The sequence below is a fragment of the Metabacillus arenae genome (assembly GCF_014773385.1).
Taxonomy (GTDB): Bacteria; Bacillota; Bacilli; order Bacillales; family Bacillaceae; genus Metabacillus_D; species Metabacillus_D arenae.
The window spans coordinates 296,567-309,801 of the sequence record NZ_JACXAI010000001.1; the positions used below are offsets into that span (position 1 = coordinate 296,567).

Sequence of the window (13,235 nt, forward strand, 5' to 3'; positions counted from 1 at the left end):
CTTAGTATTCCTCCCTGAAGCGACGTGATATAAATTGTGCAAAAATATTCATTATAAATGTGAATAGGAACAATGTCATCCCAACAGCATAAATACTGTAATAAATAGTCGTTCCATATCCAGCATCACCTGAACTTACTTGCACAATATAAGCAGTCATCGTCTGAATAGATTCCGTTGGATCGAATGTTAACTTTGGTGTAGCTCCACCAGCTAACGTTACAATCATCGTTTCCCCAATCGCTCGAGAAAGAGCAAGTACAAAAGATGCAACAACCCCAGACACCGCTGCAGGCAGAACAACTTTCATTGCCACCTCAAATTTAGTAGCCCCCATTGCAAGAGCTCCTTCACGCATGGAGTTAGGCACAGAACTCATCGCATCTTCGGAAAGAGAGGCAATCATCGGAATAATCATGATACCAACCACAATCCCTGGACTTAATGCATTAAAGAAACCTAATTCAGGCACGATTTGTTGCAGTAAAGGAGTAACAAATGATAAAGCAAAAAATCCGTAAACAATAGTCGGTATTCCAGCTAAAACCTCTAATATCGGTTTAATAATTCTTCTTGTTCGATCAGATGCATATTCACTCAAAAATATGGCAGCTGCCAGCCCAATAGGCACTGCAACAATTGCAGCAATTACTGTTATTAGCAATGTTCCAGAAATCAGGGCAATAATACCATAAGATGGATCATTTCCAAAGAAGGGATACCATTCTTTTTGTGTTACAAAATCAATAAACGGTATTCTTGTAAAGAACGTGAAAGTTTCAAAAATCAAAGTTAGAACGATTCCCACCGTAGTTAATATCGAAACTATTGCAGTTAAAAACAAAAAGATCGGTATTACTTTTTCTATTACATTCAGCGCACTTTTTTTATTTTTTCTCTCTTTTATCAGACCGCTGATAGATTGTCCGTTTGACAAAGCCATATGGAAAACCCCTTTCCCAATAACATAGGAAGATGAGAAGCACTTGGCTGCTTCTCATCTTATTTGATTTTATTTGCTTATTTTAAGCCTTCAAGTTCTTTTAGCTGCTCATCATAATCTTCTTGCGGCAAGCTAACATATCCAACTGCTTCAGCCATTTCTCCAGCATTTTCTAAATAGAAATTCACATATTCGTATACTTGCTCTTTGTCTTTAAGAGAAGCGTTATTTACATAGATGTATAATGGACGAGATAGTGGATTGTAATCACCAGATTCAACTGTTTCGTTTGTTGGCTCTACTGCTTTACCCTCTTCGTTTACGATTGGAACAACTTTTAAGTTATCTTTGTTTTCTAAATAATATGCATAACCGAAGTAAGCAATTCCATTTGGATTAGAAGTTACGCCTTTTACCAATACGTTGTCATCTTCAGAAAGAGTAGCAGCTTTTACAATTTGCTCATCTTCAAGAATCACTTCATTGAAGTAATCATAAGTACCTGAGTCAGTTCCGGGAGAGAAGAAAGCTATTTCTTCATCTGGCCATTCTGGATTAATATCAGACCATTTTTTTGTCTTTCCGTCATCAATCCATAATTTTTTTAGATCCTCAACAGATAATTTATCAACAAAATCGTTTTCTTTGTTAACAACTACAGAAAGACCGTCTTTAGCAACCTCAAATTCAGTATATTCAATTCCAGCCTCTTCAGCTTTAGCTTTCTCTTCATCTTTAATTGGACGAGATGCTTGAGAAATATCAGTTTCACCAGCCGTGAAGCGCTCAAACCCACCGCCAGTACCAGAAACACCGATTGGTGCTTTAACATCAGCATATTCCATATTGAATTCTTCAGAGATTGCTTCACCGATTGGTTGAACAGTTGAAGAACCGTCAATTGCAACTTCACCTTCTAAAGCAGCTGCTTCTTCAGAACCGCCATTTTCTTCTGTTTGGCCACCTTCTGCTCCGCCCCCGCCGTTACCGCACGCAGCTGTAAAAGCTAGTAAAGAAGATATCATAATTGACATCGCTAAAAATTTGAAGCTCTTCATTTCTAAAATTCCCCCTACTATTTAAGTGGTGTTTTTGTCCTACGAGTAATACAATAACGCCTAAGTGTTAATTCTGTTTTAAAGAAATGTAAAGGTTTTGTAAATCCATGAAGAACCGTGTCAAAATTTGTATCTTCATAAAAAAAGCACTCTTTATGAGTGCCTTTATTCTCTGTAAAATCAAGTGTTTTTATTCTTCTGTTGTTCCTTCTGCTTCTTCTTGAATTTTTTCGATATTTTCATTTTTTAAGCCTTCTTCTTCCTGTTTTTCATTAAGTTCAAAATATTTATCCATAATTCTTCTCCCAATTTGATTATTAATCGGGTGAGAATCACTAGCGTTTTCATAGGCCCAAGGTACCACAACTGCAAAAGCCACTTCTGGGTTATTAAAGGGAGCATATCCAACAAGAGTTAAATTATAAGTTGGTGTTAAAAACTTGTCTTCGTTAGGCCCGTCATAGAATGCCTGGGCAGTCCCTGTTTTTCCAGCAGGGTTGTAATCTGCTCCCATGAAATACCCATACGCAGTTCCTCTTTTTTCCTGCATAACTCTTCGAAAACCTTCTTGGACCCTTTTGACATAACTAGCTTTCATGTCCACTTTATTAAGAACTTCGGGCTGTACGGATTTAATGACCGGTCCGATTCCTTCTTGAGGATCAGGCTCTCTAATTTCTTTGACAATTTGCGGCTGCATCCGATAGCCTTCATTGGCAATGGTCGAAACATATTGTGCCATTTGCAGAGGTGTATAAGTGTCATATTGTCCAATAGAAAAATCAAGCAGTAAACCAGGTGTGTAATCCTTACCCTTAAATCCTTTTGCTTCATTTGGCAGGTCTATACCCGTTTTCACACCTAATCCAAATTGGCTGAAATAGTTTCTAAATGTAGAAAAGGCTTTGGTTTCAAGAGGTAAGGATTTATTTCTGCGATACTCGCCATTTCCCATTTCAATTGCTGTTTTAAACATGTACACGTTAGAGGACCGTTGTAGCGCTGTTAAATCATTAATATATCCCATTGTTTGATAAGATTTTTTTACAGGTGAACCTTTTATGTATAGAGGTTCATCCAAAAGCACAGACTCTGGTTGAATTGCTCCTGTTTGATAGCCGGTTAAGACAGTGGCACCTTTTACCGCAGATCCCATCGTATAGGAGCTTGTCATAGCACCGAGAGCAAAATCTTCAACTTTTCTCTCCCCATCCTCATTTACGATCTGTTTTCCTGCCATTGATAATAATTCACCGTTCTGAGGATTCATCATAACAACAAAAGCTCTGTCTAATAATTGTGTGCCGGATTTCTTTTTTGCTGCCAGTAATTCATCTGTAATGATTGCTTCTACTTCTTGCTGCAGTTCCATATCTATTGTTAGAACTAAATCTTTACCTGCTTCTCCTTCAGAAATCATTTCAGTATCGATAATGTTGCCCTCTTTATCTGTAATGTTGCGGATTTTTTCTTTTTGTCCTTGAAGCACATCTTCATATTGATATTCTAAATAACTAACACCGACTCGATCGTTACGACTGTATCCTCTTGCAAGGTAATAATCTAATTGATCTTGAGGCAACCCTTCATTCGCATCTGTTGTAGAGCCTAAAAGAGTTTGGAGCATTCCTTGATAAGGGTATTGCCTTTGCCAGTCGGTTGTAATATCAACACCTGGCAAATCTTCAAGATGCTCACTTATATAAGCGTATTCCTCGTTAGTAACATTATCATTTTTAATGATTTGCGGAGTTAGAGCATAACCGCTGTCCATTTTACTTTTAATCGCTAAAACCTTTAATTCTTCATCTGTGATTTCAGCAAGTTCCTCTGCTGTGATTCGATTAAGCTGAAGCTGGTAAAGGTCTTCTTCTTTCATTTTTCCATCTTCTACATTTTGCAAATCTTCCTTAGTTATCTTTGCTTCTGCCTTTTCAGGTCGTGTAACAATCCAATAGTCTTTTTTATCACGCTCGGTAATTTTTTTAGTATCCAGCTCAATAATTTCAGCGAGTTTTCGGGCGACCTTCAGCCTCTCTTCCTGGCTTGTTGATGCAGATCTAGTATATGTAATAGCATTGAGCGGCTTATTATCTACGACGGCATTATAATTGCGATCATAAATTTTACCGCGCGGGACAGACGTGCTTACATTTACTTCCTCTTTTTTTTCCACCTCTTCTTTATAGTCCTCTCCATAAACAATTTGAAGAAGTCCTAATCTGAAGATCATGGCAGAAAATGCAAGAAAAATCAGCAAAAATAGGATATTTAAACGTAGTGGCAATGTTTTTTTCTTTTTTGTTTGGTTCGTCATGCGAATCACCTGCATTTGTAATTGTAACGTAATAATAGACACCCGTAATAGGTGTCTATTTCATATTTTAAATGATGTTTTCGACTTATTTCTACAAATATCGATAATTGTAATATAATTGTCACGCATTTCCACTTTCCCCATCAACAAGATTCGGTTCAGGCATATGTTTTTGTCCGTCTTCTCGAACGGATTCATTTGTTTCTTTTAAATAAATATGTTTAACAAACAAATAAATAAAGGCATGACCTGATCCAACAATTGCTAACAGGATAGGTATGCTTTGTTTTTCATCAAAAAAGAAAACGGCACCAATAAACAATAAGATGGAAACTCCCCTGCCTGAATTCAGAAACAGCTCTCTAACAACGATATACTCTATCCTAGCTTCTCCAGCCTTCCATGCTCTCCCAATCACGTCATATGTTAAAGAAACATAGGGAACGAGCAGCATTGGATAGGCAATAGCAATAACAACAGCATAGATAATCAATTTAGGGTAAGTTAAATTAAATAAAATAAGAAAAATTGAGGCATAAAGGAGAAGACCTCCTCCTAGAATTGCCTTCTTTCTGATTTTTTTTGTAATCAATCTTGTTGCCAAATAATATGAGATAAAAGCTACCGCAGAATTCACTAACCCAAACGTACCTAAAGCCAGTTCACTTCCAGTAGTAATAAAAACAAATACACTAATCACAAAAATAAAAGTACCTTCTCTAAGTCCTTGAAAAAAATGAGCATTGGTGATAAGACTCCAATTCCGGTTGTTCTTGCGTTCATTAAATATTCTTTTCAGCAAGTATTGTCCATGGGCCGGCCGTCTTTTCAAGAAAAAACTTATAATCACAGCAGTCGTAAATAAAATCAGAGAGATTGCAAAAATAATGAGGTACCCTGTATTATTTATAAATCTTGAAATGACAAAACCAGCAACAATCGGGCCTACCATACCGCCTGTTGAAGTTAAAATCCCTAAAAATCCGTTAAAAAAATCTCTTGTTTCAGGTTCTGTTATTTCAAACGTTAGGACATTAAAAGCAAGCCAATAAAAGCCGTAACCGATTCCTAATAATGCTCCTAAAAAAATAATCATTTTTTCTGCGTTATCTCCTATTAAAAGAACCGCTAAAAAGAATACTGCAAGAAATGAAACACCTAACCGCAGAACGATGACACGATCGATCTTCTTTGCCCACCTTCCAGCCACAATAAAAGTTAAGGGCTGCAGTACAACGATTGACAAATTATATATCCCAAGGTCAAGAAATTCACCCGTCTGTTTCCATAGATAAACATTTACAAATGTATTTGATAACGCAATACTTAATGAGTATAGTCCTCCTATAACTAATAAAAGAATTAAATCCCGATTAACCTCAACATCACCGATTAATTTCTTTAGCTTAGACATTCTAAAACTCCCCTTCTTCGTCTACATATAGTGTGTCTTAAGAAAAGGGAGATATGTAAAAATTGAGGAAGAAATAAAGTGAAATTTCCATGGCTGCCCGTTATGAGCAGGGAAAAGTGACAGGGTAGAATCAAGGAGCAGAATACTCTAAATATAAGTCCTTTTCAATATATTAAAGCCATAATTTTTAGGGGAATTGACATTTGAGTTCCAGTTTTTGTATTTTCATTTTCTGTTCTCAACTTCAAGTAAAAAAACCAGACAAAAAAACGACCGCGAGGAGCTGGATGATCCAATTACCCTTTATAAGAACCAATTGGAACCTTTTTTGAGCGAATCTCTTCCTCATGCCGAGTGATTGAAATTTTATATTCTCTACTTTTCAAGGAGCGCCTTGAACAGCCTGCCAGGGCAAGCCTTTTGGGAGGATTAGCTCGCAACATCAATCGATTTCGGCAAGGTAGCTGGACAATGACACTCTTTCATATGTAAATTACCTTAAACTTTCTGGACAAACAAAAAAGCAAAGGCAAAAGCCTTTGCTTTTTTGTTTCTTCATTATTTTGCAGCTGCATACCGTTTAGCAACTTCATCCCAATTAACAACATTCCAAAATGCACCAATATAATCAGGACGACGGTTTTGATAATTTAAGTAGTAAGCATGCTCCCAAACATCTAAACCTAGAATCGGAGTCTTGCCTTCCATTAAAGGAGAATCCTGGTTTGGTGTGCTTGTAACTTCTAGCTCACCATTGTTTACAACCAGCCATGCCCAACCGGAGCCAAAGCGAGTTGTAGCAGCTTTAGCAAATTCTTGTTTGAAGCTGTCTAAGCTTCCAAATTTTGAAGTAATAGCATCAGCTAACTCGCCACTTGGTGCTCCCCCGCCGTTTGGAGAAAGAATAGTCCAGAAAAGACTGTGGTTAGCATGTCCGCCACCATTGTTGCGAACTGCTGTACGAGCAGATTCAGGTACTGCATCTAAATTTGAGACTAAATCTTCTACACTTTTGCTTAAAAGCTCAGCTTGTCCTTCAAGTGCAGCATTTACATTTGTAACATAAGTGTTATGATGTTTCGTGTGATGGATGTTCATCGTTTCCTTGTCAATATGTGGTTCTAAAGCATCGTAAGCATAAGGTAATTGTGGAAGTTCGTAAGCCATTTTAAATCTCCTCCTTAAAAGTTATGTACCCTTTTGAATTGCCAATAAATCTATTTATTAGCTTTCCATTTTCAGATTACCAAAATTGTCTCAAGGTTTCAATCGATAAGCTTTTGGATAATATCGTTATCATGTCCGAAAGAAAGAAATTCATACAATGCCAAGTAAGCTGAATAGCAGAAGGCTCTCTCCTTTATTTTACTTACCAAAAAGCAAGCTTGTACTTATTGAGGCTTAGACGATAAAGAAAAAGCTGCCTTAATTATAAATCGCATAGAAAAAATAGCCGATCATGATAAGTTGAATAACTGCTTTTGCAAAGACACCTGAAATAAACCCTATTAAAGAGCCAATCCCAATTTTAATGGACGTGTTCAAATCTTTCTTATGAACAATTAACTCTCCGGCTACCGCTCCAACAAAAGGACCCACAATAATACCTGCAATAGGGATTACAAAAGGTCCTATTAAAAGCCCAATTGTACTGCCCCAAATAGCTGCTTTGCTTCCACCGTATTTCTTCACTCCAATCAGGTTAGTAAAGTAATCCGTTACAAATAAGGTAATAATAAATATTCCTTGTATAATCCAGAAAACATATCCAAATGATTCAAATCCATAGAAGACTCCATAGAGAATAAAACCTGCTGCTATAAACAAAACACTTGGAATAATCGGATAAATTAATCCGATAAAAGCAATGACAAACATTAAAATAATAAGAATCCAATATAACGTATCCATTTTCCGCCTCCGAATAAAAATCCCAAGGCACCAGCAAAGGCTGTTCTTTAACCTCTTTACGAAGGTTTGACTTATAACATCTGTTACCATGGCGCCTGAGAAAGACTATACTAACTCATTTTATTTTAGTATGTTTTCAATAAGAAAAGCGCAAGCGCCTTGTTCAGCCTAGGGCAAGCATAAGACGCAAATGAAATGAAGGTGTTCTTTACCTTCAATTCATTTGTGGCTTATGACCTCAGGCGGGCTAGGCGCTGGAGCTAGACACGAAAACTTGGTACAAAAACTTATACTTTCTTATCTTTTAAAAAAAGAAGTAAGGGGATGTCTGTCTCCCCTTACTACTATTATACTTTATTTTCGATAACCTAACACAGCTTCTGCGATATTCACTGAATGATCACCAATTCGTTCCAAGTTGCTGATAATATCTACAAAGACAATCCCAGCTTGTCCTGAACACTTACGTTCATTTAAACGAAGAATATGTTTTTTTCGAAGCGCTCTTTCTTGCCTATCAATCTGCTCTTCTGATTTTAGTACTTTGGCCGCTAATGAAGTATCTTTGTCATCAAGAGACTGGATTGCATCTTTTAAAGTTTGAATTGTTAAGTTAAACATACCATCAAGGTCTTCTAATGCATCTTCGGTTAATTTCACCTTGTTTGACAGCTTATAATCTACAAGCTCGACGATATTTTCAAAATGATCTCCCACACGTTCAATATCTCTCACGGTATCCATTAACATTGAATGCTCCTCAGACTCAGCAGGAGACATTTCACTTCTGGACAATAGAATTAAATAGTCTGTTATCTTTCGATCGAGAACATTTATTGCATCTTCTAATTGCATAGCCATTTCAGCATTTCTTTGCAAGTTTGTTTTTAAATATTGGTGAGACTCAGATAAACCAACACTTGCAAATTCACCCATTCGAAGAATTTCTTCCTTTGCCTGTCCAAGTGCAATAGATGGAGATTGTTCAATAAATAATGGATCTAAATGTTTTGCTTTATAGTCAATGGCAGAATCCTCACCAGGAATTAATTTTGTTACAATGAGAGCCAACACTCCGATAAACGGCAATTGAATAAGTGTATTAGTTGTATTAAAAATCCCGTGAGCAAATGCTATTGTCATTTCAGGGTTGAGTCCCAAGTTAGTCTTTATAGCTTCGACAACTACAGTAAAAAGCGGAAGTACTATTATAAAAATTGTAGTGCCTATCAGGTTAAAAATAACGTGAGTTAAAGCGGCTCTTCTTGCGGCAACTGTCGCACCAATAGACGCTAGGACTGCTGTAATTGTTGTTCCAATGTTATCACCGAAAAGAACCGGCAAGGCGCCTTTTATGTCAATTAAACCTTGTCCATGGAGTTCCTGAAGAATTCCGATTGTGGCACTTGAACTTTGAACAATGACAGTGAAGATCGTTCCTATAAGGACACCTAATAATGGGTTTGAGCTTAGGCTTACTGTTAAGTCTTGAAAAGCTTCTAAAGTACGTAACGGCTTCATCCCGTCACCCATCAGTTCAAGCCCAAAGAATAAAGCTCCAAAACCGAAAAATATTTGACCTACATTATGAATTTTTTTGTTTTTAAAGAAGAATAAAAGGATGGCACCTACTGCAATAACCGGCAAGGCGTAATCTGAAATTTTTATACCAATAATAAATGCTGTCACTGTTGTACCGATGTTTGCTCCCATTATAACGCCAATTGCCTGTCTAAGTGTCATAAAGCCAGCACTTACTAACCCGACAACAATAACGGTTGTGCCGCTGCTGGATTGAATGAGAATGGTAACAATAAGACCTGCCAGCACCCCCATTACAGGGTTGGTAGTAAATTTATCTAATATATCTCTTAATTTATCTCCTGCCGATTTTTGGAGACCATCACCCATATACTTGATTCCAAAAAGAAAAATCCCAAGTCCGCCAATAAATTCAAAGATCATCTTTTGAATATTTAAATCCAATCTATACAACCCCTCAATCTAATTCTTTTATCGATACATTTTCGAATAACCATCACCAATTATTAACGATATATTGAGGTAATGTAAAGATATTTCTGACCATCTTAATAAAAAATTTACAAAAAATTAATATTTTTATTCTATATCCTCAAACTTGTTTAATTTTTTTGAGAAAGATACAATGTTTTTTGTAGTAAATAATAAGGATGTGTTCTTGCAGGTGAATATTTTACAACAATTTTTCAAAAGTCTTTACTCCCCTAAAACAATTGCAATGACAAGATTTCAAGGAATAGGAAAAACTATTCTTTTCGTCTTTTTTCTATCACTTTTGGCTACCTTACCTGCAATCTTTCAAATCGGTACTGGTTTATCTACTGGCCTAAAAGGACTTGATCAAACCCTTAAATCTGAAGTTCCTGACTTTAAGATTGAGAATGGCAAATTAATTGCTGATTCTATTAAGGAGCCGTTAGAAATTAGAAAAGATGGCTTTATTGTTTTATTAGATCCGAACGGTACATACACCCTAAAAGAAGTGGAAAACAAACAAAATGCTATTGCCTTTTTAAAGGATGAATTCGTTTTCGCTTCCTACGGACAATCTCAGATTTACGAATATTCATTATTATCTGATTTGACCATTACTAAGGAAAACATTATAGACTACTTAGCTCAAATAAACGGTATCCTCCCAATTATCATTGTTGTGATTTCTTTTTTCATGTACATCGCCTCTTCTGCTTTTAAGTTTATAGAAATTTTTATGTTGGCATTTATTGGATTGGTCATAAAGAACCTCTTGCAGAAAAAGGGGAATTTTAAACAAATTTGGACGATTGCTGCGTATTCAGTAACGCTTGCTACCTTCTTTTTTACGATTATGGAGTCCATTGGTGCAAATGTTCCAAGTGCATTATTTGTTAACTGGTTTGTTCATTTTATGATGGTTTACTTAGCTATCAATGAAATTCCTTCTACTAAAAAGCCGTTAGCTGCATAAAGTACGAAAAAAGCATGCAGAAAATCAGCTTCATGAAAAGAGCGCTTTACCCTTTTGGAGATTAGGAATCTGACCGTGCACTAATGCTTATTAATCAAAATTCATGGTTATAAATTCTCAATTAGAACGAAAAGCTCAGGGGCACTAGTCCTTCAGCGACAAGCATCCGGGCGAGCCGGCTGAAAGGTTGTTCTTTAACCTTCTCGGGCGGATTGGCCCTGAGACCTAAGGGCCGATGGCGCCTGGCCTGCAAAGTCGTCACGTCCTTATGCCTGCCGGCACTAAGACATCCTGTCCGCCTGCGCTGGACATCGATAACTAACTTTAATACGATAACACTAAAATAAAAACGCGGAATAATTATGACAGAAAAATGTTAAGTTTATGTAAATTTTTTGTTAAGTTTTTTAACCAGAAATTTATAGGTATTTATTCCTTACAAAAAGGTTTGATAGCTAGTCTTTTTGTAGCTTTACCTGTATGATATTGTGACCACCAATAAGTAATTTGGGCGAATACCAGAATGATGTACATATAAATAAACATGCTGCCAGAATCACTCATCCAGCTGCTGAACACTATTGGTCCAAGTGCCACTCCCGTGAATCTAGCTACGCCGTATACCCCAACAACAAATCCCCTTTCAGCATCGTCCACACTTGACGTAATGAGAGTATTTATACAAGGCAATATAAAGCCAAGACCTCCAAATCCAATTGTTACGAAAAACAATAAAGGTGGCACCGTATGGAAAAATAATAAAAAGAAAAAAGCTAGACAAAGGAGTCCGGAACCGATAAGCATCAGCTTTTTAATGATAAGATGATCCGTTTTTATTTGTTTACCGGTCCAATAAGAAGAGATTGTTAGTGCTCCTAAAGGAAAGGAAAAAACAAATCCTTTAAAAAACCCATCAATATGATAAGTTTGCTGAATTAGATAGGATAAATAATAAAGCATGCCGAATAGTAAAAACATACCCGTGCCGCCATAAAAGTAAGTAGAAAAAAGCCAATTTTTTTCTCTTCCTATTACACGACGAATACCACTCAAATAACCAGGCAATGATTGCCTGGAAATTCCTGCAGAAGCAGTCTTTACGAACATTGTAATCCCTATTAATGTTAAACAACCGATAATTGGAAAAACAAAAAAAGGTGAATACCATGTTAATAGAGCCAACAGCGCACCAATAATAGGCGCAACGACTTTTGCTGCACCATTAAAAACTTCTAAAATTCCAAGCTCCTTTGATCTTTGTTCCCCTTCAAACAAATCTCCGATTAAAGCCATGGCAAGGGGAGTTGTTCCACCAGTACCCAGCCCTTGTATAAATCGACCTGTCAGAAGTAAATAATAGCCTTCTGGATATTTCATTAGGCCGCTGAAAATACAAAGTATCCCGCCTATCATAATAAATAAAAGTGAAATAATAATAAGCCGTTTTCTTCCAAAACGATCTGAAAGAAAGCCCACAAATGGAATGACCAGTGCAGCTGGTATGCTGAATATACTTAACATCAAGCTTGTCTGTGCACTTGTTAATGATAAAGCTTCTTCAAATTCTGGGAGTATTGGGATTAGCATCGAGTTCCCAAGCACCATTAACAATGGCAGCATACCAATTAAAATTGTCAATATTCTCGTTTTACTCATAACTTTCCTCCATAATCTTTAGTCATTTTTTATGTGGACAAGCATACGCTTTACTAAGAGACTTGCTTTCATAAACTCCTTTTAACCTCGAGCAAAGACGGGAGCAAAGGTATCTAGTATCTCCTTAAGTTAAAAGGGCTTATGGACATGAAACAACAACGATTCACCGCTTCCTATCGTTAATAGCTCTAATTTTTTAAAAAAGAGCCAATAAGAAACAGTAAAATTCATTAATAAGTAAGGTGAATTATATGAAGAGATTGTTTATTCTTTGTCTTAGTTTGTTTATTTGTTACATTGTTTATTACGATATACAAAAGGGCACTTTACCCCGGCCCGCTCAGCCTAATCAAATAGAAGAACCTTCTAAGCCCGCTATGGCTCAAACGGATGCTCCCGATTTTGTTGAACGTAAAGTGAGAGCCGGTGAGACTGTATTGTCAATCTTAGAAGATATTCATCAATCTTCTCTTCCAATTTCAATTGAAGAAATGATTCAAGACTTTGAGGAAATAAACCCGGAGGAAAAAGCAGAAAATATTGTGATTGGAGAAAGCTATAAATTTCCATTATACAAAGAAGATGAAAGTCAAAGATAATTTATTATTATTCATTCGCTCAATAAAGAAACTGTTTCTTAGCGGGGTCTAAGTGATCTTTAATCAATAGAGTTATCCTCTTCTGTCTAGCCCGAGTCCCCTAGAATATGAGTCACACAAACGTTGCCGCAAGCAAAAGGCGCTTTCCTTTTTCACAACCTGCTTAAAGTTACCTCCCATTAATCTTCTTTGTTTCCTCTGAAGATTGATGTATGAGGATTTTGCCCGTTAAGAATAGAAAAAAAATTAAATTGTATGAGTAAAATGTTTGTGGGAGGAAACGTACCTCTTCAGGATGACATGGATCGGTAGAGCCATGTCATCCTGAAGAGGCAAACAAGCGGAAGC

The 13,235-nt window shown here is 36.7% G+C and carries 10 protein-coding genes; 2 read left to right on the forward strand and 8 right to left on the reverse strand.

What is annotated here, in order from left to right; translation table 11 throughout:
• Position 1 precedes the first annotated feature (1 nt).
• The 7 genes from pstC to IC621_RS01555 all read right to left on the reverse strand — a co-directional run bounded on the left by pstC (position 2) and on the right by IC621_RS01555 (position 9,608).
• Positions 2–943 (reverse strand): phosphate ABC transporter permease subunit PstC, encoded by a 942-nt coding sequence (gene pstC / locus IC621_RS01525; RefSeq protein WP_191155007.1) that lies wholly within the window; start codon positions 941–943, stop codon positions 2–4.
• Between the two features lie 77 nt (positions 944–1,020).
• Positions 1,021–2,001, reverse strand: a complete 981-nt coding sequence (locus IC621_RS01530) for a PstS family phosphate ABC transporter substrate-binding protein (protein WP_191155009.1) — start codon at positions 1,999–2,001, stop codon at positions 1,021–1,023.
• Between the two features lie 190 nt (positions 2,002–2,191).
• A complete protein-coding gene (locus IC621_RS01535) occupies positions 2,192–4,318 on the reverse strand; it encodes a peptidoglycan D,D-transpeptidase FtsI family protein (RefSeq protein WP_396652957.1) in 2,127 nt (708 codons plus the stop codon).
• Positions 4,319–4,439: 121 nt separating this feature from the next.
• Positions 4,440–5,732 carry an MFS transporter gene (locus tag IC621_RS01540; protein WP_191155010.1) on the reverse strand — a complete coding sequence of 431 codons (1,293 nt, stop codon included), beginning with the start codon at positions 5,730–5,732 and terminating at the stop codon, positions 4,440–4,442.
• A 558-nt stretch (positions 5,733–6,290) separates the two neighbouring features.
• Positions 6,291–6,899, reverse strand: a complete 609-nt coding sequence (gene sodA, locus IC621_RS01545) for a superoxide dismutase SodA (RefSeq protein ID WP_191155012.1) — start codon at positions 6,897–6,899, stop codon at positions 6,291–6,293.
• 258 nt (positions 6,900–7,157) lie between these two features.
• The gene (locus tag IC621_RS01550) at positions 7,158–7,643 is read right to left on the reverse strand and encodes a DUF456 domain-containing protein (RefSeq protein ID WP_191155014.1); all 486 of its coding nucleotides are present in this window, start codon (positions 7,641–7,643) and stop codon (positions 7,158–7,160) included.
• A gap of 354 nt (positions 7,644–7,997) precedes the next feature.
• A complete protein-coding gene (locus IC621_RS01555) occupies positions 7,998–9,608 on the reverse strand; it encodes a Na/Pi cotransporter family protein (RefSeq protein ID WP_396652959.1) in 1,611 nt (536 codons plus the stop codon).
• Between the two features lie 241 nt (positions 9,609–9,849).
• On the opposite strand from IC621_RS01555, the gene IC621_RS01560 reads away from it, so the two are divergent.
• Complete coding sequence (locus IC621_RS01560; RefSeq protein WP_191155018.1) at positions 9,850–10,632, forward strand: DUF1189 domain-containing protein; 783 nt, start codon at positions 9,850–9,852, stop codon at positions 10,630–10,632.
• Positions 10,633–11,061: 429 nt separating this feature from the next.
• Here IC621_RS01560 and IC621_RS01565 read toward each other — a convergent pair whose 3' ends face one another.
• Positions 11,062–12,288 carry an MFS transporter gene (locus tag IC621_RS01565; protein ID WP_191155020.1) on the reverse strand — a complete coding sequence of 409 codons (1,227 nt, stop codon included), beginning with the start codon at positions 12,286–12,288 and terminating at the stop codon, positions 11,062–11,064.
• Between the two features lie 251 nt (positions 12,289–12,539).
• Between IC621_RS01565 and IC621_RS01570 the strand changes: the two genes are divergently transcribed.
• Positions 12,540–12,887 carry a type IV pilus assembly protein FimV gene (locus tag IC621_RS01570; protein ID WP_191155022.1) on the forward strand — a complete coding sequence of 116 codons (348 nt, stop codon included), beginning with the start codon at positions 12,540–12,542 and terminating at the stop codon, positions 12,885–12,887.
• Positions 12,888–13,235 lie beyond the last annotated feature (348 nt).